Origin of the sequence: Noviherbaspirillum malthae (assembly GCF_015352985.1) — a bacterium.
Lineage (GTDB): Bacteria > Pseudomonadota > Gammaproteobacteria > Burkholderiales > Burkholderiaceae_D > Noviherbaspirillum > Noviherbaspirillum malthae.
In genome coordinates, this window is record NZ_JACYXF010000023.1 from 47,520 (window position 1) to 66,900 (window position 19,381).

The 19,381-nt window shown below is 61.6% G+C and carries 21 protein-coding genes; 14 read left to right on the forward strand and 7 right to left on the reverse strand.

Annotated features, from left to right (window positions below):
- The first annotated feature begins 330 nt into the window (after nucleotides 1-330).
- The 6 genes from IGW03_RS21395 (at nucleotide 331) to bfr (ending at nucleotide 4,037) form a co-directional block, all read left to right on the forward strand.
- Nucleotides 331-816, forward strand: a complete 486-nt coding sequence (locus tag IGW03_RS21395) for an NUDIX hydrolase (RefSeq protein WP_194724559.1) — start codon at nucleotides 331-333, stop codon at nucleotides 814-816.
- A complete protein-coding gene (mnmA, locus tag IGW03_RS21400; protein ID WP_194724560.1) occupies nucleotides 809-1,912 on the forward strand; it encodes a tRNA 2-thiouridine(34) synthase MnmA in 1,104 nt (367 codons plus the stop codon). The genes IGW03_RS21395 and mnmA overlap by 8 nt, the downstream gene beginning before the upstream one ends.
- Before the next feature lie 310 nt (nucleotides 1,913-2,222).
- Nucleotides 2,223-2,414 (forward strand): hemin uptake protein HemP, encoded by a 192-nt coding sequence (gene hemP, locus IGW03_RS21405; RefSeq protein ID WP_194724561.1) that lies wholly within the window; start codon nucleotides 2,223-2,225, stop codon nucleotides 2,412-2,414.
- A 92-nt stretch (nucleotides 2,415-2,506) separates the two neighbouring features.
- Entirely contained in the window at nucleotides 2,507-2,830 is a 324-nt protein-coding gene (locus IGW03_RS21410) for a hypothetical protein (protein ID WP_194724562.1), read from the forward strand.
- 148 nt (nucleotides 2,831-2,978) lie between these two features.
- Nucleotides 2,979-3,194 (forward strand): (2Fe-2S)-binding protein, encoded by a 216-nt coding sequence (locus tag IGW03_RS21415; protein ID WP_194724563.1) that lies wholly within the window; start codon nucleotides 2,979-2,981, stop codon nucleotides 3,192-3,194.
- A 372-nt stretch (nucleotides 3,195-3,566) separates the two neighbouring features.
- Nucleotides 3,567-4,037 carry a bacterioferritin gene (gene bfr, locus IGW03_RS21420; RefSeq protein WP_194724564.1) on the forward strand — a complete coding sequence of 157 codons (471 nt, stop codon included), beginning with the start codon at nucleotides 3,567-3,569 and terminating at the stop codon, nucleotides 4,035-4,037.
- 137 nt (nucleotides 4,038-4,174) lie between these two features.
- On the opposite strand, the gene IGW03_RS21425 is transcribed toward bfr, so the two are convergent.
- A complete protein-coding gene (locus IGW03_RS21425; RefSeq protein WP_194724565.1) occupies nucleotides 4,175-4,783 on the reverse strand; it encodes a glutathione S-transferase C-terminal domain-containing protein in 609 nt (202 codons plus the stop codon).
- A gap of 195 nt (nucleotides 4,784-4,978) precedes the next feature.
- Here IGW03_RS21425 and purB point away from each other — a divergent pair, with 195 nt between their 5' ends.
- From purB to IGW03_RS21455, 6 genes are all read left to right on the forward strand, one after another.
- Nucleotides 4,979-6,346 (forward strand): adenylosuccinate lyase, encoded by a 1,368-nt coding sequence (gene purB, locus IGW03_RS21430; protein ID WP_194724566.1) that lies wholly within the window; start codon nucleotides 4,979-4,981, stop codon nucleotides 6,344-6,346.
- A 187-nt stretch (nucleotides 6,347-6,533) separates the two neighbouring features.
- Complete coding sequence (locus IGW03_RS21435) at nucleotides 6,534-7,058, forward strand: cytochrome b (RefSeq protein WP_194724567.1); 525 nt, start codon at nucleotides 6,534-6,536, stop codon at nucleotides 7,056-7,058.
- A gap of 27 nt (nucleotides 7,059-7,085) precedes the next feature.
- On the forward strand, nucleotides 7,086-7,649 hold the full coding sequence (locus tag IGW03_RS21440; RefSeq protein WP_194724568.1) for a YceI family protein: 564 nt from the start codon (nucleotides 7,086-7,088) through the stop codon (nucleotides 7,647-7,649).
- A 46-nt stretch (nucleotides 7,650-7,695) separates the two neighbouring features.
- The gene (locus tag IGW03_RS21445) at nucleotides 7,696-8,262 is read left to right on the forward strand and encodes a YceI family protein (protein WP_194724569.1); all 567 of its coding nucleotides are present in this window, start codon (nucleotides 7,696-7,698) and stop codon (nucleotides 8,260-8,262) included.
- Nucleotides 8,263-8,343: 81 nt separating this feature from the next.
- Entirely contained in the window at nucleotides 8,344-8,790 is a 447-nt protein-coding gene (locus IGW03_RS21450) for a MarR family winged helix-turn-helix transcriptional regulator (RefSeq protein WP_194724570.1), read from the forward strand.
- A gap of 62 nt (nucleotides 8,791-8,852) precedes the next feature.
- A complete protein-coding gene (locus IGW03_RS21455) occupies nucleotides 8,853-9,305 on the forward strand; it encodes a c-type cytochrome (RefSeq protein ID WP_194724571.1) in 453 nt (150 codons plus the stop codon).
- A 72-nt stretch (nucleotides 9,306-9,377) separates the two neighbouring features.
- Here the strand turns inward: IGW03_RS21455 and IGW03_RS21460 are convergent, their stop codons facing one another.
- From IGW03_RS21460 to queA, 6 genes are all read right to left on the reverse strand, one after another.
- Nucleotides 9,378-10,055, reverse strand: a complete 678-nt coding sequence (locus tag IGW03_RS21460; RefSeq protein ID WP_194724572.1) for a cytochrome b/b6 domain-containing protein — start codon at nucleotides 10,053-10,055, stop codon at nucleotides 9,378-9,380.
- Nucleotides 10,056-10,156: 101 nt separating this feature from the next.
- Nucleotides 10,157-11,101 carry a protein translocase subunit SecF gene (gene secF / locus IGW03_RS21465; protein WP_194724573.1) on the reverse strand — a complete coding sequence of 315 codons (945 nt, stop codon included), beginning with the start codon at nucleotides 11,099-11,101 and terminating at the stop codon, nucleotides 10,157-10,159.
- Between the two features lie 182 nt (nucleotides 11,102-11,283).
- A complete protein-coding gene (gene secD, locus IGW03_RS21470; RefSeq protein WP_194724574.1) occupies nucleotides 11,284-13,143 on the reverse strand; it encodes a protein translocase subunit SecD in 1,860 nt (619 codons plus the stop codon).
- An 86-nt stretch (nucleotides 13,144-13,229) separates the two neighbouring features.
- A complete protein-coding gene (yajC, locus tag IGW03_RS21475; protein ID WP_267253568.1) occupies nucleotides 13,230-13,496 on the reverse strand; it encodes a preprotein translocase subunit YajC in 267 nt (88 codons plus the stop codon).
- A gap of 238 nt (nucleotides 13,497-13,734) precedes the next feature.
- Nucleotides 13,735-14,862 carry a tRNA guanosine(34) transglycosylase Tgt gene (gene tgt / locus IGW03_RS21480; protein WP_194724576.1) on the reverse strand — a complete coding sequence of 376 codons (1,128 nt, stop codon included), beginning with the start codon at nucleotides 14,860-14,862 and terminating at the stop codon, nucleotides 13,735-13,737.
- A gap of 15 nt (nucleotides 14,863-14,877) precedes the next feature.
- Nucleotides 14,878-15,903 (reverse strand): tRNA preQ1(34) S-adenosylmethionine ribosyltransferase-isomerase QueA, encoded by a 1,026-nt coding sequence (gene queA, locus IGW03_RS21485; protein ID WP_194724577.1) that lies wholly within the window; start codon nucleotides 15,901-15,903, stop codon nucleotides 14,878-14,880.
- A 179-nt stretch (nucleotides 15,904-16,082) separates the two neighbouring features.
- Between queA and recG the strand changes: the two genes are divergently transcribed.
- Nucleotides 16,083-18,230, forward strand: a complete 2,148-nt coding sequence (gene recG, locus IGW03_RS21490; RefSeq protein ID WP_194724578.1) for an ATP-dependent DNA helicase RecG — start codon at nucleotides 16,083-16,085, stop codon at nucleotides 18,228-18,230.
- Nucleotides 18,231-18,424: 194 nt separating this feature from the next.
- Entirely contained in the window at nucleotides 18,425-19,372 is a 948-nt protein-coding gene (locus tag IGW03_RS21495; protein ID WP_194724579.1) for a hydrogen peroxide-inducible genes activator, read from the forward strand.
- The last annotated feature ends 9 nt before the right edge of the window (nucleotides 19,373-19,381 follow it).

Here is a 19,381-nt window from a genome sequence, read left to right on the forward strand (position 1 = left end):
GATTAAGACTTGCGACGATCTTACACGCAATCCAAAAATAAGCACAACCGTTCTTTTTTGTGGTTTTCCTCGAAAACTTGCCGGAATCCTGTAATTCATTGCTTTCCTCGACCGGTTTTCGGCACAGAGGAAGCAAGAGTCAAGAAGTGAATGTAGCAGCTTTTCATGCCATTTTTACACTTCGGAAGACAGTTGTGAAAAATCAAGATCGTCCATTGCCGGGAAAGCGATCATTCCGCCAATCAACAACTTGCTCGCCGGCCTCCTTGCCGCGAGGCGAGGCGGCCTTGCTGCATGCGAGGTAAAATGTCGCCCTTCTCAAGGAATCCCATGTCTGAAGTCTGGAAACCCTCCGTTACCGTTGCCGCAGTCATCGAGCGCGATGGCCGGTTCCTGCTGGTTGAAGAAGAAACCAGCGATGGCATCCGTTTCAACCAGCCCGCCGGCCATCTCGACCCGAACGAATCACTGATCGAGGCAGTGGCGCGCGAAACCATGGAAGAAACCGCGCATGAGTTCTCGGCCACCGCCATGGTGGGCGTGTACATGTCGCGCTATATCTCGGCACGCACCAACAAGGAAGTGACCTACCTGCGCTTTGCCTTCTGCGGCCAGGTCGGTGCGCAGCATGACCGTCCGCTCGACGAAGGCATCCTGCGCGCCGTCTGGATGACGCGCGAGGAAATGCTGGCCTGCGAAAGCAAGCACCGCAGCCCGCTGGTCCTGCGCTGCGTCGACGACTATCTCGCGGGACAGCGCGCGCCGCTGTCCCTGATCTACACCCATCCCAGCGTGATCGGAGCAATCAGTGGCTAGGAAGCGCGTCGTGATCGGCATGTCGGGCGGCGTCGATTCCTCGGTGTCGGCCTGGCTGCTGAAGGAACAGGGCTATGAAGTCATCGGCCTGTTCATGAAGAACTGGGAAGACGATGACGATTCCGAATACTGCTCCACGCGGCAGGACTGGATCGATGCCGCGAGCGTGGCCGACGTGGTGGGCGTCGACATCGAGGCGGTCAACTTCGCCGCCGAGTACAAGGACCGGGTGTTTGCCGAGTTCCTGCGCGAATACCAGGCAGGGCGCACGCCGAATCCGGACGTGCTCTGCAACGCCGAAATCAAGTTCAAGGCCTTCCTCGACCATGCGATGAAGCTGGGCGCCGACCTGATCGCGACCGGGCATTATGCGCGCGTGCGTCAGGCCGACAACGGCCGCTTCGAACTGCTGAAGGCGCTTGATGCCAGCAAGGACCAGAGCTATTTCCTGCACCGGCTGAACCAGGCGCAGCTTTCGAAGACCCTGTTCCCGCTGGGCGAAATCCCCAAGACGGAAGTACGAAAGATTGCCGAGAAAATCGGCTTGCCGAATGCAAAGAAAAAGGATTCCACCGGCATCTGCTTCATCGGCGAGCGGCCGTTCCGGGAATTCCTGAACCGTTACCTGTCTTATAAGCCCGGACCGATGATGACGCCGGACGGCACCGTGGTCGGCGAGCATGTCGGCCTGAGCTTCTACACGCTCGGCCAGCGCAAGGGCATCGGCCTCGGCGGCATCAAGTCCTACCAGAGTGCCGACGGCAGCAGCGACGCCTGGTATGTCGCGAAGAAGGATGTCGCCGGCAACGTGCTGTATGTCGTCCAGGGGCATGATCATCCCTGGCTGCTGTCGGCAGCACTGGAATCGGCCCAGGCCAGCTGGATCGCCGGCGAACCGCCCGGCATCGAGCAGATCGCGGCGAAGACCCGCTATCGCCAGGCCGATGTGCCCTGCTCCATCTCGGTCAGCGACGCCGAACGCTTTTCGCTGAGCTTTGCAACGCCGCAATGGGCCGTCACTCCCGGCCAGTCCGCCGTGCTGTACGACGGTGAAGTCTGCCTCGGCGGCGGCATCATCAATTCGGCAGCCGCCTGACCTGATTTCCCTCCTCCGCCGGACGCTGCGGTAAGCCGCGTCCGGCAGCCCTCCCCTCCCTGTATTTCCGAAGCGTGCGGTGTCCTGCATCCGGGCATCGTGCCGTCTATCCGATGTGTTTTCAGCAGTCCTGCATGCTTGCGGAAGTCGTTGAATTTCCTGAGTTAATTGCCTTGACACAACTTTCTTCCCAAGCCGTCTCCTCTTTCCCACAGCGGCATCAAATCTTCATAGAAAAACCCTTGCAATCCCGATTAAATTAGCCAATAATCTAAATAAGAATAGTTCGCATTTACATAGGAACAAGGTCATGAACCATTTCACGCAGCAGAAAGAAAGCGTTGCCGTGGCGTCAGAGGCCGATCCTGACCCTGGTAAACGCGTCATCAGAATCAAGAGTGAAGACCTGCTGCAGCAGCAGCGTGAAGTCGAGATCGACCATCACGGCCGGATTTACCGGCTGAGGCTGACGCAGCTGAACAAATTGATCCTGACCGCGTAACTCCATCCGGGAACAGACGCCAAGCATGACATTCAGCCAGCCGATCGCTCATCGTGGGGTAGCCAGCAAATAACGAAGGAAAGGAATAGTTGATGGCAACCGAAACAATCGATCCCCTGCTCTTCGAACCGGCCAGCATGCCGGCCCAGCCCGAGCTGCTGGTTTCCGCGGTGCTGCATCTGATGTCGCACTACACGGCCAACAGCCAGGAGTCGAGGGCGTGCACCAAGCTGGCATCGGTGATTGAAAGGCATTTGAAGGCATTGGCCGACCTGCCCGAACTGGCTCCCGTACTGCGGGCAACCTGCCAGCAGCTGTCGGAACAATGGGCTCTGGTCGTCGAACGCACCATGGCATCGACGACGCAGCGCCAGAACCGTTTTTTCCGCCTGGTGACAGGCAGCAGGGCAAATTGACGCTGCGTCGATTGCCCGAAGACCCGAAAGCTGCCCTGGTCATGCAAGCGAATGCACCGACCGGGCGGCCGAACAAAGCAATAGAAGCAATGACAGGCCTTGCCGCCTCGTCAGCAAGACCACTGGAAGACAACCACAAGGTGTATGAATGATCGTTTGCGTTTGCCACAATGTTTCTGAACGAAAGATCCGTCAAGCCGTCGACAAGGGCTTGACCACCATGCCGCAGCTGCGCGAGCAGCTCGGCGTCGGTACCTGCTGCGGCAAATGCCACTCCTGCGCCAAGACCGTCCTGCGCGAATGCATCGAGGAACGCGAGATGGAAGCGCAGCCCATGCTGTTCCGCCCGGCGTTTGCCGCCTGAACGTCACGGACCGTCCGTCGCGATAGCAAACGCATGTCCGGCTGCCCTGCCCTCCTTCGGCAGGACAGTCGACGGTGCCATCGGGACCAATAAGTGCATGTTCCGGCCGGAGCTGTACATGAGCCGTGCCGGACGCATCCAATCAACTTCCCTCTGCCCTGGCCCCCGCCTTTACTTTCACCTTCGCTTCCTTGCCCACTGGCACGCCGTACGGCATCCCATCAAATGCAGTTCTTAGTGCGAATGATTCCCGCTAACGAAATGCAGGCCTGTTGATGGAAAAAACGACATCGTGCGTTATCATTCGTGTACTTCCCGGGATGACTGGCAGCGGCAGGTCCATCCCTTTATGACACCAATGCAGAGGACCTCATGAAAGGTGACCCCAATATCATCAGACTGCTCAATGCGCAGCTGACCAACGAACTCACCGCAATCAACCAGTATTTCCTGCATGCCCGCATGTACAGGCACTGGGGTTTCGAAAAGCTCGGCAAGAAGGAATACGACGAGTCCATCGGCGAGATGAAGCATGCCGACAATCTGATCAACCGCATCCTGATGCTCGACGGCCTGCCCAACCTGCAGGCACTGCACAAGCTGATGATCGGCGAATCGACGCCGGAAATGCTGGAATGCGACCTCAAGCTGGAGCAGGCTTCACAGCAGACGGTGAAGGACGGCATCAAGGCTTGCGAAGCGGCTGGCGACTTCGTTTCCCGCGAAATCCTGGTCGACATTCTCGACGACACGGAAGAACACATCGAATGGCTCGAAACCCAGCTCGACCTGATCAGCAAGATCGGCCTGCAGAATTACCTGCAGTCGCAGATGGGCGAATAAGTTTCCGTTAGTTTCGGTCAGCCGGCTTCGGCCGGCGCAATAAAAAAGGGCAGCCTCGAAGACTGCCCTTTTTTATTGTCGTTGCTGTCCCGGCCTGCCTTTACATTTACCCGGAGACAGGCGGCCGCAGCACAGACTTACTGCGGAATCGAATCCTTGAAAGACTGCCGCTCGGACAACTTGTCGAACAGCTTTGCCAGATTGGGATATTCGCCGCGCCAATCGATTTCGGGGAAGCGGAACGACAGCCAGCCGAGTGCGCAGCCAACCGCCACGTCCGCCAGCGAGTAATGCGTGCCGGTGCAGAACGGGGTGTCCTTCAGGCCGGCGCCCATGGCTTTCAGGCCGGCATGCACCTTGTCCATCTGGCGCTTGATCCATTCTTCGCTCTGCTGCGCCTCGGGACGCTGGGTGCGTTCGAGGCGCACCGCCACTGCGGCGTCCAGCACGCCGTCGGCCAGCGCTTCCCAGCATTTGACCTCGGCCCGCTCGCGGCTGTTGGGGGGAATCAGCTTGCAGACCGGCGTCAGCGTGTCGAGGTACTCGACGATCACGCGGGAGTCGAACATCGCGCCGCCGTCTTCCATCACCAGGCAGGGCACTTTCCCGAGCGGGTTGAACTGCATGATCTTGGTTTCCGGCGCCCAGACGTTTTCCAGAATGAGTTCGTAGTCGAGCTTCTTTTCCGCCATGACGACACGAACTTTGCGAACGTAGGGGCTGGCGGTGGAACCGATGAGTTTCATAGATGCATATGGTATGAAGTGGACACGATTATAACATTGAGCAAGCTCACGGAATCCGCCGGGCTTACGGCAAGAGCGTACGGCGGAGCCGGCTTTCGGGCCGGGCGAGAATGGTAAAATGCCGGATTCCGCTGATTTGGCGCATCAATGTCTTCGATTGCGCGCACTTTTACTCACTTCTCCGCATTTCATATCATGTCGCTTTCCGCTCTCTCCGCCCTTTCTCCGTTGGACGGCCGCTACGCCGCCAAGACCGACAAGCTGCGCCCCATCCTGTCCGAAGCCGGCTTCATGCACCACCGAGTGAAGGTGGAGATCGCCTGGCTGCAGGCGCTGTCGCAGGCAGGTTTCGAGGAAATCAAGCCGTTTTCGGCGGCCGCCAATGCGCTGCTGGACAAGCTGGCCAATGAATTCAGCGAGACCGATGCCGAGCGCATCAAGGCCATCGAAGCGGTCACCAACCATGACGTGAAGGCGGTCGAGTACTGGCTCAAGGAAAGGGTTGCCGACGTGCCGGAACTGGTCGCCGCAACCGAATTCATCCACTTCGCCTGCACCTCGGAAGACATCAACAACACCTCGCACGGCATGATGCTCAAGGCGGCGCGCAATGATGTGCTGCTGCCGTCGCTGCGCGCGGTGATCGCCAAGCTGACCGAACTGGCGCATGACAACGCCGCCCTCCCGATGCTGTCGCGCACCCACGGCCAGCCGGCCAGCCCGACCACGCTGGGCAAGGAAATCGCCAACGTGGTGGCCCGCCTCAAGCGCGCCGAGCAGCGCATCGCCGGCGTCGAGCTGCTGGGCAAGATGAACGGCGCGGTCGGCAACTACAATGCCCACCTGTCCGCCTACCCCGAGTTCGACTGGGAAAGCTTCTCGAAGAGCGTCATCGAGCAGCGCCTCGGCCTGACCTACAATCCCTACACCATCCAGATCGAGCCGCATGACTACATGGCCGAACTGTTCGACGCCATCGCGCGCGCCAACACCATCCTGCTCGACCTGAACCGCGACATCTGGGGCTATATCTCGCTCGGCTATTTCAAGCAGCGCACCAAGGCGGGCGAAATCGGTTCGTCGACCATGCCGCACAAGGTCAACCCGATCGACTTCGAGAACTCCGAAGGCAACCTCGGCCTGGCCAATGCGGTGCTCAAGCACCTGTCGGAAAAGCTGCCGGTCTCGCGCTGGCAGCGCGACCTGACCGATTCGACCGTCCTACGCAACATCGGCGTGGCCTTCGGCTATGCGGTGCTGGCCTATGACAGCTGCCTGCGCGGCCTCAACAAGCTGGAAGTCAATCCCGCGCGCCTGGCCGAAGACCTGGACGCTACCTGGGAAGTGCTGGCCGAGCCGGTGCAGACGGTGATGCGCCGCTACGGCATCGAAAATCCCTATGAGCAGCTGAAGGAACTCACCCGCGGCAAGGGCATTTCACGCGAAGCGCTGCGTGAATTCATCAACGGCCTGGCGATTCCCCAGGACGCCAAGGATCACCTGCTGGCAATGACGCCCGCCAATTACATCGGCCATGCGGAAAAGCTGGCGCGCGCCATCTAAACGATCCGGCGCTTATCCCCGCACATCTGGCGGCAGCAAAGGCACAGCGTGCCCGACGCTGCCGTCACACCAGTTCTCCCATTTCCTCGCAGATTGAAGGTACAAATTCGTACCCAAGCATGGCGAGCGCCAAAATGTTTTGTGGTACATTTAGTCCTAACTCGAACTAGTTGCAATCAGAAAAACAATGCCGCGCTATACTCTTCCCGCCATCGTGCTGCACTGGCTGATCGGCCTGCTCATCATCGGCGCCTTCGCCCTGGGCGTCACCATGGTCGATATTCCGGGCATCACGCCGACCAAGCTCAAGTATTTTTCCTGGCACAAGTGGATAGGCATCACGGTGCTCGGCCTGGCCTGTCTCCGTTTGCTCTGGAGACTCGGCAACAAGGCGCCGACCTATCCCGCAAGCATGGCGGGCTGGCAGCAACGCGCGGCGCACGGATTGCACGGGCTGCTCTACGTGCTGATGTTCGCCATCCCGGCATCCGGCTATTTCTACAGCCTCGCGGCCGGTGTCCCGGTGGTCTATCTGGGCATTGTGCCCATGCCGGCCCTGATCGGACCCGATCCCGAACTGAAGCCGCTGCTCAAGGCGGTTCACTACTGGCTCAACATGACGCTGCTCACCCTGTTCGTGCTGCATGTCGCGGCCGCGCTCAAACATCAATTCATTGACCGGGACGGCGTGCTCAAGCGCATGCTGCCCTGACGCCTTTACCTCCACAAGGACCTTACGATGCAGATTTCCCCTGCCCTGCGCCGCACTGCCACGGCCGCTGCCCTGGTACTCGCACTGCCGGCCTTCGCGGCCGTTCTCAAGACCGACCCGGCCAAGAGCAGCGTTTCCGCCGTCTTCAAGCAAATGAATGTGCCGGTGGAAGCCAAGTTCAAGAAATTCAATGCCCAGATCGACTATGACGCCGCCAAGCCCGAGACCGCCAAGGCCAGCCTCGATCTCGATATTCCCAGCTTCGATCTCGGCGATGCCGAATACAACAAGGAAGTGCAGAAGAAGGAATGGTTCAACGGCGCGCAATTCCCGAAGGCCAGCTTCGTGTCGACCGTGATCAAGCCTGGCGCCGCCGGCAAGCTGGACGTGACCGGCAAGCTGACCATCAAGGGCAAGACCGCCGACGTCGCTTTTCCGCTCACCGTGAAGAAGGAAGGCGCGGCTCAGGTTTTCGAAGGCGCGCTGCCGATCAAGCGGCTGGCCTTCAATGTCGGCGAGGGTGAATGGAAAGACACCAGCATGGTCGCCGATGAAGTCGTGATCAAGTTCCGCGTCGTTGCGGCGCAGTAAATACGTTCAGCAAACGCAGTCAAACCATCCATTTCAAGGAGTTTCCATGACACTGAAGCATCTTGCCGCCGCCCTGCTGGCGATCGGCGCCACCTCCGCATTCGCCCAGACCTACAACATCGAGCCCAATCACACCTACCCGAGCTTCGAAGCCGATCACATGGGCATTTCGGTCTGGCGCGGCAAGTTCACCAAGACCAGCGGCACGATCAACCTCGATCGTAAGGCCAAGAACGGCACCATGGACATCACCATCGATGCCAACTCGATCGACTTCGGCCACGCGAAGATGAACGACCATGCGAAGAACAAGGACATGTTCAACGTGGCCCAGTATCCGACCATCACCTACAAGGGCAAGTCGATCAAGTTCAACGGCGACACCCCGGTGGCCGTCGAAGGCGAGCTGACCATGCTGGGCGTGACCAAGCCGGTGAACCTGACGATCAACAAGTTCAAGTGCATCCAGCATCCGATGCTCAAGCGCGAAGTCTGCGGCGCCGACGCTTCCGGCGAATTCAAGCGCACCGACTTTGGCCTGAATTACGCCACGCCGATGTTCTCCCCGGACGTCAAGCTGGCCATCCAGGTGGAAGCACTGATCGCCGACTGATAGCGCAAGGTTTTCCGCGCAAGCCGGCTGCAAAAGCGCCGGCTTTTTTTATTGTTGAATGATTCATCCACCGAGCAACCCATGAAAAAAGAACGCTACCTGCGCAGCATCCGCCTGCTCGCGGAATGCTTCCATGCCTTCCAGCGGATCTCGGATGCCCATGTGCGCACCCTCGGCCTGACGTCGCCGCAGTTCGACATCCTGGCGACGCTCGGCAATACCGACGGCATGTCGTTCAAGGAACTGGGGCAGAAGACCCTGATCACCAAGGGCACGCTCACCGGCATCGTCGACCGTCTGGAGGAAAAGCAGCTGGTGGCGCGCACCTGCTGCCTCGAGGACCGGCGCAGCATCATCGTGCGGCTCACCGACCAGGGCCAGGCCGAGTTCGAGCGGCTGTTTTCGCCGCACATACAATTTTGCAAGCAAGCCTTTTTGGGCTACAGTGACGAAGACTTTGCCGCGCTCGACCGCGAGCTGGCGAAGCTGAAGAGTCACCTGGACGCCAGTATTGCCAAACCGGATTGATGTCCGTCCGTTCCGCCGTCCAGTAGGGAAGCCAGCCTTTCATCCGTTCACAAGGAGAGTGTATGAAATTTGCGTTAGCCAGCATCACCCTGACTGCCATGCTCGCCGTGCCGTTCGCCGCGCAGGCCCAGTTCGCCAAACCCGAAGATGCCGTCAAATACCGCCAGGCGGCCTTCACCCTGATGGGTGCGCATACCGGACGCATCGGTGCGGTGGTCAAGGGCGAAAAACCCTATGACAAGGCGGCGGTCGAGGCTGACGCAGCCGTGCTGGAAATGGTGTCGAAGCTGCCGTGGACTGCCTTCCCGCAGGGGTCCGACCTGGCCAATTCCAAGGCCAAGCCGGAAATCTGGAAGGAGCAGGACAAGTTCAAGGCGGCGGCCGACAAGATGCAGGCCGAGGTCGGCAAGCTGTCCGCCGCGGCCAAGTCGGGCGACCTGAATGCGATCAAGACCGCCTTCGGCGGCGTGGGGCAGTCATGCAAGGCTTGCCACGACAACTACAGGAACAAATAGGCTTTCAAGCGCCCGCATGAAAACGCCCGGTCATGGCCGGGCGTTTTCATTTGCAAAGACGGCGGCGTTCCCCTACACGCCCTGCGGCGGCAGGCTGACCAGCCAGTAGACCGCCGCGGCGCATGCGGCAAAGATCACGACGGCAAGCAGACGCATGGTCCAGGAATCATTGGCCGGCGCTGCATCGAATTCGACTTCATGGTCGCCGGTCAGCATCGGCTTGACCAGGTTTTGCCGCTTGCGGAAATAATAGAACGCGATCGCCAGCACATGCATGGCCACCAGCAGATAGATCAGGTTGACGGACACCTCCTTGTGGAACCAGGTGAACTTGTCCGACAGGTCCTTGCTGATGAACTTGACCATCGGCCCTTCGCTGGCGATATCGTCATTCGCATACAGGCCGCTGACTACCTGGGCCAGTACCACGCCGAGGAGAGCGAAGACCGACAGGCTGCCGAGCGGATTGTGTCCGAGATACTTGCGCTTGAGCGCTTCCTTGCCGCCGCGGACATAGCCGACGATGGTGGACGGCCCGTAGAGAAAGCTGGAAAACCGGGCATAGCGGGGACCGACCAGGCCCCAGACGATGCGGAAAGCGAGCAGCGCCAGTATCGAATAGCCGGCACGGAAATGCCACTCCATCGCATTGCCGCCGATCTTCTGCGTGATCACCGCGACGGCGATCAGCACCACAAGCGCCCAGTGAAACAGCCGAACCGGCAAATCCCAGACACGCACTCTCTTCATGTTTCCTCCTTGCTCCCGGTTGAACCACCAGCCCGCGGATCAGTTTAGCCGAAAAAAAAGGCCGGCTCCGAAGCCGGCCTTCTTGCATGGATGCCAGTCGGTCAGACGACAGCGCCGTCGGTCTCGTCCTTTTCCTTGACGGGCTTGATCAGGTCCTCGCGCTTGACGCCCAGCCACATGGACACGGCCGCGGCAACGAAGACGGAAGAATAGATGCCGAACAGGATGCCGATGGTCAGCGCAATCGCGAAGTAATGCAGGGTGGCGCCGCCGAAGAGCAGCATCGACAGCACCATCATCTCGGTCGAGCCGTGCGTGATGACGGTGCGGGAAATCGTGCTGGTGATCGCATGGTTCAGCACTTCTGCCGTGCCGAGCTTGCCGTAGCGGCGGTCGCGGAAGGTTTCGCGCACCCGGTCGAACACCACCACCGATTCATTGACCGAATAACCGAGCACGGCCAGCACCGCCGCCAGCACCGTAAGCGAGAATTCCCACTGGAAGAAGGCGAAGAAGCCGAGAATGATCACCACGTCGTGCAGGTTCGCGATGATCGCCGCGACGGCGAACTTCCATTCGAAGCGGAAGGCGAGATAGACCACAATGCCGATGATCACCATGCCGAGCGCCAGCAGGCCGTCGTGCGTCAGTTCATCGCCGACCTGCGGGCCGACGAATTCGACACGGTGCAGCTGCACGCTGCTGTCGTCGGCCTTGAGCGCCGCCACTACCCGCTCGCTCTGCTGGGCGGAAGTAACATCCTTGCGCGCCGGCAGGCGGATCATGACGTTCTGGGCGGTACCGAAGCTCTGCACCTGGGTGTCGGTGTAATTGAGCTTTTCAATTGCGGTACGGACCTTTTCCAGGTCGGCCGGCTTGTCATAGACGACTTCGATCACCGTGCCGCCGGTGAATTCGATCGACAGATGCAGTCCCTTGTAGAACAGGAAGAACACCGCCGCGACGAAGGTGAGCGCCGAGATCACGTTGAAGATCAACGCATGGCGCATGAAGGGAATATCCTTCTTAATCCGGAACAACTCCATTACTTTTTCCTTTCGGGTCCTGCCGCCGGCGCCGCCTTGCGAGGCAGCCGCCTTTGCGCAACACCCATCAAACCGCAATCATTTTCCATCGCGCCGGTCAGCCGCACGAGCTGAACAAGTTGCATCCGGCGCATGAAAGTGCCGCGCCCGTGACGCAGTCATGCGTCACGGGCGGAAGGCCATCAGGTATTCGGCTTCCACACCTGGCCGATCGATACGCCAGCCAGCCGCTTCTTGCGGCCGTACCACAGGTTGGCAAGACCGCGCGATACGAAGACCGCCGAGAAGATCGATGTCAGGATGCCGATGCAGTGCACCACCGCAAAGCCGCGGATCGCGCCGGAGCCGAAGATCAGCAGCGCGAGGCCGGCGATCATGGTGGTCACGTTCGAGTCCAGAATCGTGGCCCAAGCGCGGTCGAAGCCGGCGGCAATCGCCGCCTGCGGCGAATTGCCGGCGCGCAGTTCTTCGCGGATGCGCTCGTTGATCAGCACGTTGGCATCGATCGCCATGCCGAGCGTGAAGGCGATCGCCGCCATGCCGGGCAGGGTCAGCGTCGCCTGCATCACCGACAGCACCGCGATCAGCAGCATCAGGTTCACCGCAAGCGAGAACACGCTGAAGAAACCGAACAGGTGATAGTAGATGATCATGAAGACGGCGATCGCCGCAAAGCCGTACAGCGTCGAGTTGAAGCCCTTGTGGATGTTTTCGGCGCCGAGCTGCGGGCCGATGGTGCTCTCCTCGATGATTTCCATCGGGGCCGCCAGCGAACCGGCGCGCAGCAGCAGCGCGAGGTCGTTGGCCGCCTCGGCCGAACCCATGCCGGTGATCTGGAAGCGGGAGCCGAGTTCGTCGCGGATGGTGGCCACCGTCAGGACTTCGCCCTTGTTCTTTTCGAACAGCACGATGGCCATCGACTTGCCGATCTTGCTGCGGGTTGCGTCGCGCATGCGGCGGCCGCCGTCGCCGTTGAGGTCGATGCTGACCGCAGGCTGCTGGTTCTGGTCGAAGCTGGCGCTGGCGCTGGAGATGTATTCGCCGGTGATGACCGGCTCACGATACAGCACTACCGGCGCGCCCTTGCCTACCTTGAACAGTTCGGAGCCGAGCGGCACGGCGGCGGTTTCCTCGGTGCCGCGCATGATGCTTTCATCGACCATGCGCACTTCCAGCGTCGCCGTGCGGCCGATGATGTCCTTGGCGCGCGAGACGTCCTGCACGCCGGGCAGCTGCACGACGATGCGGTCGGCGCCCTGGCGCTGGATGATGGGTTCGGCCACGCCGAGCTCGTTGACGCGCTTGGAGAGGGTGCTGATGTTCTGCTGCACCGCTTCCTCGACGGTGCGCTTGAGGGCTTCCGGACGGAAGCTGCCGATCAGCTTGAGGTCGGCGCCCTCCGCCGCATCCTGCAGGGCCAGTTCGCCGAGCTGGGAAGCAAGCACCTCGCGCGCCTTGCTGCGGGTGTCTTCGTCGCGGAACAGCACGACGATCTGGTCGCCGTTGCGGCTGATGCCGGCGTGGCGCACGTTCTTGTCGCGCAGCAGGGTGCGCACGCTGGTCTGCAGACCCTGCATGCGCTTGCTCACCACCGCCTTGGTATCCACCTGCATCAGGAAGTGCACGCCGCCGCGCAGATCGAGGCCGAGATACATCGGCAGCGCACGCATGCTCTGCAGCCACTGCGGCGTATTCGGCAGCAGGTTGAAGGCGACGATATAGGTCGGATCGGCGGGATCGGTATTGAGTGCCTTTTCCAGCAGCGACTTGGCGCGGAACTGGGTGTCGGTGTCGTGGAAACGCGCACGCACCGAACCCTGGTTGCCGGACACGTCGAACTGCACGCCGTCGGCGGCGATGCCGGCTTTTTTCAGCGCTTCGTCAACCCGGGCCAGCGTCGACTGGTCGACCTTGACGGTCGCCTTGGCGCTGCTGACCTGCACCGCCGGCGATTCGCCGAAGAAATTGGGCACCGTATAGAGCACACCGAAGGTGAGCACGATCGCGATGAGGATGTACTTCCAGAGGGGGTAGCGATTCATAGGATTCAACTTGCATGTTGAGCGGGCGATACGCCCGCAGGAAGCGCCGCGGGAGGCCGGCGCTTGCCTGGGCTGTGCGCGCTACGTCACAGCGCCTTGATGGTGCCCTTCGGCAACAGGGTGGACACAGCGGCTTTCTGTACCACGATTTCGGTGCCGTTGCCGACTTCCAGCGTGACATAGGCGTCGGTCACCTTGGATACCTTGCCGACGATGCCGCCGGCGGTAATGACTTCGTCGCCCTTGGCGAGCGCTTCCATCATGGCTTTCTGCTCTTTCTGACGCTTCATCTGGGGACGGATCATCAGGAAGTACAGCACGATGAACATGAGCACGATGGGCAGGAAGCTCATCAGGCTGCTCTCGGGACCTGCTGCGGCGGCTTGTGCGTAGGCGTTGGAAATGAACACTTTTTTAACTCCGGGTTGTAATGGTGATCAACCCGTGATTCTAACACCCGGTCATGCGAATCTTGAGCGTTCGGGAAACTCTTCCGCCCCCGCCGGAAAGCTGCCCGAAAGCCGCCGGGTGCGGCATCCTTGGCTTTCCGGCATGGCCGGATGACAATTCGGGGCGCGTCCGGGGGAGATGCTAGACGCCGCGGGCGCGGTCCGCATGGAATTGGACAACGAAAGCCTGGAAGCGGTTTTCGTCAATGGCGGCACGCATTTCCCGCATCAGCTGCAGGTAATAATGCAGGTTGTGAATGGTGTTCAGGCGCGCACCGAGGATCTCGCCGGCCCGGTGCAGGTGGTACAGGTAAGCGCGGGAGAAGTTGCGGCATGCATAACAGCCGCAGCTTTCATCCAGCGGTTTTTCGTCATCTTTATAGCGGGAATTCTTGATCTTCAGATCGCCGAAGCGTGTGAACAGCCAGCCGTTGCGGGCATTGCGGGTCGGCATCACGCAGTCGAACATGTCCACGCCGTTGGCGACGCCGGCCACCAGGTCTTCCGGCGTGCCCACGCCCATCAGGTAATGCGGCTTGTCGGCCGGCAGGCGCGGGCCGACGTGTTCCAGCACGCGCATCATGTCTTCCTTGGGTTCGCCCACCGACAGGCCGCCGATCGCGTAGCCTTCGAAGCCGGTTTCCTGCAGCCCCGCCAGCGATTCGTCGCGCAGGTTCTCGTACATGCCGCCCTGCACGATGCCGAACAGCGCGTTCGGGTTTTCGCCCTTGTCGAATTCATCACGCGAGCGCTTGGCCCAGCGCAGCGACATGCGCATGGACTTGCCGGCCTCGTCCTCGGTCGCCGGGCGGTCGCCGATCTGGTAGGGCGTGCATTCGTCGAACTGCATCACGATGTCGGAATCGAGCACGCGCTGGATCTGCATCGAGATCTCCGGCGACAGGAACAGCTTGTCGCCGTTGATGGGCGAGGCGAACTTCACGCCCTCTTCCGTGATCTTGCGCATCGCGCCCAGCGAAAACACCTGGAAGCCGCCGGAGTCGGTCAGGATGGGCTTGCTCCAGCCGATGAAGCGGTGCAGTCCCTCGAACTTGCCGACCACGTCCAGCCCGGGACGCAGCCACAGGTGGAAGGTATTGCCGAGGATGATCTGAGCGCCGATTTCCTCGAGTTCGAGCGGCGACATCGCCTTGACCGAACCGTAGGTGCCGACCGGCATGAAGATGGGCGTTTCGACCACGCCGTGGTTGAGCGTCAGCTGGCCGCGGCGGGCCTTGCCGTCGGTCTTGAGAAGTTTGAAATTGAGCATGTCGGAAATCTGAATTCAGAGTCGGGTCAGCAGCATGGCGTCGCCATAGCTGAAGAAACGGTAGCGCTGCTGTATCGCATGCGCATAGGCGGCGCGGATCTGCTGGTAGCCGGCAAACGCCGACACCAGCATCAGCAGCGTGGATTTGGGCAGGTGGAAATTGGTCACCAAGCGGTCGACCGTCTTGAAGGCGTAGCCCGGCGTGATGAACAGCGCGGTATCGGCGCTGCCGGCCTGCAGCTCGCCCGACTGCGAGGCCGATTCCAGCGCGCGCATGCTGGTGGTGCCGACGGCCACCACGCTGCGCCCGCCGGCCTTGGCCGCGCGCACCGCATCGACGGTGTCCTGGGCGATGGTGTACCACTCGGTGTGCATCTTGTGCTCGGCCAGGTTTTCGGTGCGCACCGGCTGGAATGTGCCGGCGCCCACATGCAGCGTCACGTAGGCGAAGCGCACGCCCTTGGCCTGCAGCCTGTCGAGCAGCGGCTGGTCGAAGTGCAGGCCGGCGGTGGGCGCGGCCACCGCGCCCGGCTCCTTCGCATAGACGGTCTGGTAACGCTGCTCGTCGACCGCATCGGCGGCATGCTCGATGTAGGGCGGCAGCGGCAGCCGGCCATGGGCTTCGATCAAATCGAATACGTCGCCGGGAAAGCTCAGCGTGAAGAATTCGCCGGCGCGCTCGCCGACGGTCACATCGAAGGCATCGGCCAGGCGGATGCGGCTGCCGGGCTGCGGCGTCTTGGAAGCGCGCACCAGGGCCAGCACGGTGCGGCTGTCGAGCACCCGCTCGACCAGCACCTCGACCTTGCCGCCGGTTTCCTTGGCGCCGAAGAAGCGGGCTTTCAGCACGCGGGTATTGTTGAAGACCAGCAGGTCGTCCGGCATGAGCAGATCGACAATGTCGGCAAAGGCGCGGTCGACCAGGCGCTCGCCGCGGCCGCCATCCACGTGCAGCAGGCGCGAAGCGCTGCGTTCGGGCAGCGGCAGCTGCGCGATCAATTCTTGCGGCAGGTCGAAATCGAAATCGGAAAGGGAGTACATGCTTCAGGATCGCATAAAACGTAGCGGCAGCCGGCGCGGCGCAGATATATCCGGTATGTAACGGCGCATCCGGACTTAACAAGATTGCCATACAATGACAGCTGCGCTTTCTCCTGCAGCAATCCGCCGACTTCCGCAAACAAAACCCGCTATTTTACGCCTTGCCGCCCGATTCCCGTATGCCCGACGCCAAGCCCAGTCCCGCCGCTCCCGAGAACACCCCGGATAACGTCAAGAGCGGGGCCAAGAGCAAGGCCAAGGCCAAACCGAAGCCGAAGGTCACCAACGAAAGCAAGCTCGCCAAGCTCGGCCTGCGCAGCGACATGGATCTGGTGCTGCACCTGCCGATGCGCTACGAGGACGAAACGCAGATTCGGCCCATCAGCGACGCCGGCTTCATGGGCGGCAACGCGGCCCAGGTCGAGGGCCTGGTGACTGCCTGCGACATCCAGTACAGGCCACGCCGCCAGCTGGTGGTCACGATCGCCGACGACAGCGGCGTGCTGGTGATGCGCTTTCTCAATTTCTACGGCAGCCAGGTCAAGCAGTTCGCCGTCGGCGCCCGCATCCGCGCGCGCGGCGAAATCCGGCATGGCTTCCTCGGCGCGGAAATGGTGCATCCGACCTACAAGGTGGTGGAGGAAGGCGATCCGCTGCCCGATGCGCTGACGCCGGTCTATCCTGCCGGCGAGGGCCTTTCGCAATCCTACCTGCGCAAGGCGATTGCCAATGCCCTCAAGCGCATCGACTGGCGCGACACGCTGTCGCCGGCGCTGCTGGAATCGCTGGAGCTGCAGGGCTTCGAGCCTTCGGTGAAGCTGCTGCACAATCCGCCCCCGGATGTCGACGAATATGCGCTGATGGAGCGCACCCATCCGGCCTGGACGCGGATGAAATTCGATGAACTGCTGGCGCAGCAGCTGTCGCTCAAGCGGGCGCAGCAGGCGCGCCGGGCCAAGGGCGCGGCCGCCCTGCCGGTGATCGGCGCGCTGTCGGAAGCCTTTCTCAAGGCGCTGCCCTTCCAGCTGACCGATGCCCAGCAGCGCGTGCTGGCGGAAATCCGCGCCGACCTGCGCGAGTCCTTCCCAATGCAGCGCCTGCTGCAGGGCGACGTCGGCAGCGGCAAGACCGTGGTCGCGGCCATGGCGGCGGCGCAGGCCATCGACAGCGGCTTCCAAGCGGCGCTGATGGCGCCGACCGAAATCCTGGCCGAGCAGCATTTCCGCAAGATCGCGCAATGGATGGAACCGCTCGGCGTGCGGGTGGCCTGGCTGACCGGCAGCCTGAAGAAGAAGGAAAAGGAAGCGGCCCAGGCGATGATCGGATCGGGCGAGGCCCATCTCGTCATCGGCACCCATGCACTGATCCAGGAAGGCGTGGAATTCTCGCGGCTCGGCCTGGTGATCGTGGATGAACAACACCGCTTTGGCGTCGGCCAGCGCCTGGCGCTGCGCAACAAGGGGCTGGACGAAGCAGGCAGAACCGCCGGACAGGATTCGCAGACCGTGCCGCACCAGTTGATGATGTCGGCCACGCCGATTCCGCGCACGCTGGCCATGACCTATTACGCCGACCTGGAAGTGTCGGTGATCGACGAACTGCCGCCGGGCCGCACGCCCATCGTCACCCGCATCATCGACCAGAACCGGCGCGAGGAAGTCATCGAACGGGTGCATGCGGCGGCGCTGGAAGGACGGCAGGTGTACTGGGTCTGCCCGCTGATCGAGGAATCGGAAGCGCTGCAGCTGCAGACCGCGACCGACACCCATGCCGCGCTGTCGGCCGCGCTGCCGGACCTGCGCGTGGGCCTGGTGCACGGCCGCATGAAACCGGCCGAAAAGCAGGTCGTGATGGATGCCTTCACCCGCGCCGAAGTGCATGTGCTGGTGGCCACCACGGTGATCGAGGTCGGCGTCGACGTGCCGAACGCCTCGCTGATGGTGATCGAGCATGCGGAGCGCTTCGGCCTGTCGCAGCTGCACCAGCTGCGCGGGCGCGTGGGCCGAGGTTCAGCGGCCAGCATCTGCCTGCTGCTCTACCAGAGCCCGGTGGGACAGGTGGCCAAGCAGCGCCTGATGACGATGCGGGAAACCACCGACGGCTTCGAGATCGCCCGGCGCGACCTGGAAATACGCGGTCCGGGCGAATTCCTCGGAGCGCGGCAGTCGGGCGAGGCGATGCTGCGCTTTGCCGACCTGGAAAAGGATCAGTGGCTGGTGGAAAAGGCGCGCAACCTCGCCCAGATGCTGCTGCAGCACGATCCGGCCACTGTCGAGGCGCATCTGGCTCGCTGGCTGGGCGGGCGCGAGGAATTCCTGAAGGTATGACCTGATCCTTGCGCGGCAGGCGAACGCCGGCCCGGTTTTGGCATCGAATGCGACGCCGTCCGCCCCGAGGGCCGCTTGCTGCAAAATCTCGAATACCTTATATACTGTCGCTATCGAATCCAGAAAACCAATTGGTTTTGGAAAATATGGATTCTCTTCCCTTTACCCGTTAAGCGTTGAGGCAAGCAGCCCCCATGACACTGACTGAACTGAAATACATCGTTGCCGTTGCACGTGAAAAACATTTCGGACATGCCGCCGAAGCCTGCTTCGTAGCGCAGCCGACCCTGTCGGTTGCGATCAAGAAGCTGGAGGATGAGCTCGGAGTCACCATTTTCGAGCGCGGCGGCACGGAAATCTCGATGACGCCGCTCGGCTCGCAGATCGTGGCCCAGGCCGAGCGCGTGCTGGAGCAGACGGCGGCCATCAAGGAAATCGCCAAGCAGAACAAGGATCCGCTGGCCGGTCCGCTGCGCCTCGGCGTCATCTATACGGTCGCGCCCTACCTGCTGCCGCCGCTGGTCAAGACCATGATCGAAACCGTGCCGCAAATGCCGCTGGTGCTGCAGGAAAACTTCACTACCAAGCTGATCGAACTGCTTCGCCAGGGCGAACTCGACGCCGCCATCATGGCCCTGCCTTTCGCCGACCAGGGATTGATGGTGCAGCCGCTGTACGACGAGCCCTTCGTGGTCGCGCTGCCCAAGCATCATGCCTGGGCGAACCGCGACGCCATTGATGCGGAAGAGCTGAAATCGGAAACCATGCTGCTGCTCGGCAACGGCCACTGCTTCCGCGATCAGGTGCTGGAGGTGTGCCCGGAAATGGCACGCTTTTCGACCACCGGCGATGGCATCGCCCGCACCTTCGAGGGCTCGTCGCTGGAAACGATACGCCACATGGTGGCATCGGGCATCGGCATCACGGTGCTGCCGCAGGCATCGGTGCCCGACATGCATGCCAAGGACGGCATGCTGCGTTACGTGCCGTTCAAGGAACCGGGACCGTCGCGCCGCGTTGTGATTGCGTGGCGCAAGAGCTTCACGCGCCGGCCGGCAATCGAGGCGGTGCGGCAGGCGGTGCTGGCTTGTGACCTGCATGGGGTGGTGATGCTGGATGAGGCGGAGACGGCAGAGGCTTGAGGGAAAACG

What these genes read in the sequence shown, in the direction of transcription:
- IGW03_RS21395 (WP_194724559.1), top strand. Translation starts at nt 331, where the DNA reads ATGTCTGAAGTCTGGAAACCCTCCGTTACCGTTGCCGCAGTCATCGAG.
- hemP (WP_194724561.1), top strand. Translation starts at nt 2,223, where the DNA reads ATGAACCATTTCACGCAGCAGAAAGAAAGCGTTGCCGTGGCGTCAGAG.
- IGW03_RS21410 (WP_194724562.1), top strand. Translation starts at nt 2,507, where the DNA reads ATGGCAACCGAAACAATCGATCCCCTGCTCTTCGAACCGGCCAGCATG.
- IGW03_RS21415 (WP_194724563.1), top strand. Translation starts at nt 2,979, where the DNA reads ATGATCGTTTGCGTTTGCCACAATGTTTCTGAACGAAAGATCCGTCAA.
- bfr (WP_194724564.1), top strand. Translation starts at nt 3,567, where the DNA reads ATGAAAGGTGACCCCAATATCATCAGACTGCTCAATGCGCAGCTGACC.
- IGW03_RS21425 (WP_194724565.1), bottom strand. Translation starts at nt 4,783, where the DNA reads ATGAAACTCATCGGTTCCACCGCCAGCCCCTACGTTCGCAAAGTTCGT.
- purB (WP_194724566.1), top strand. Translation starts at nt 4,979, where the DNA reads ATGTCGCTTTCCGCTCTCTCCGCCCTTTCTCCGTTGGACGGCCGCTAC.
- IGW03_RS21435 (WP_194724567.1), top strand. Translation starts at nt 6,534, where the DNA reads ATGCCGCGCTATACTCTTCCCGCCATCGTGCTGCACTGGCTGATCGGC.
- IGW03_RS21440 (WP_194724568.1), top strand. Translation starts at nt 7,086, where the DNA reads ATGCAGATTTCCCCTGCCCTGCGCCGCACTGCCACGGCCGCTGCCCTG.
- IGW03_RS21445 (WP_194724569.1), top strand. Translation starts at nt 7,696, where the DNA reads ATGACACTGAAGCATCTTGCCGCCGCCCTGCTGGCGATCGGCGCCACC.
- IGW03_RS21450 (WP_194724570.1), top strand. Translation starts at nt 8,344, where the DNA reads ATGAAAAAAGAACGCTACCTGCGCAGCATCCGCCTGCTCGCGGAATGC.
- IGW03_RS21455 (WP_194724571.1), top strand. Translation starts at nt 8,853, where the DNA reads ATGAAATTTGCGTTAGCCAGCATCACCCTGACTGCCATGCTCGCCGTG.
- IGW03_RS21460 (WP_194724572.1), bottom strand. Translation starts at nt 10,055, where the DNA reads ATGAAGAGAGTGCGTGTCTGGGATTTGCCGGTTCGGCTGTTTCACTGG.
- secF (WP_194724573.1), bottom strand. Translation starts at nt 11,101, where the DNA reads ATGGAGTTGTTCCGGATTAAGAAGGATATTCCCTTCATGCGCCATGCG.
- secD (WP_194724574.1), bottom strand. Translation starts at nt 13,143, where the DNA reads ATGAATCGCTACCCCCTCTGGAAGTACATCCTCATCGCGATCGTGCTC.
- yajC (WP_267253568.1), bottom strand. Translation starts at nt 13,496, where the DNA reads ATGAGCTTCCTGCCCATCGTGCTCATGTTCATCGTGCTGTACTTCCTG.
- tgt (WP_194724576.1), bottom strand. Translation starts at nt 14,862, where the DNA reads ATGCTCAATTTCAAACTTCTCAAGACCGACGGCAAGGCCCGCCGCGGC.
- queA (WP_194724577.1), bottom strand. Translation starts at nt 15,903, where the DNA reads ATGTACTCCCTTTCCGATTTCGATTTCGACCTGCCGCAAGAATTGATC.
- recG (WP_194724578.1), top strand. Translation starts at nt 16,083, where the DNA reads ATGCCCGACGCCAAGCCCAGTCCCGCCGCTCCCGAGAACACCCCGGAT.
- IGW03_RS21495 (WP_194724579.1), top strand. Translation starts at nt 18,425, where the DNA reads ATGACACTGACTGAACTGAAATACATCGTTGCCGTTGCACGTGAAAAA.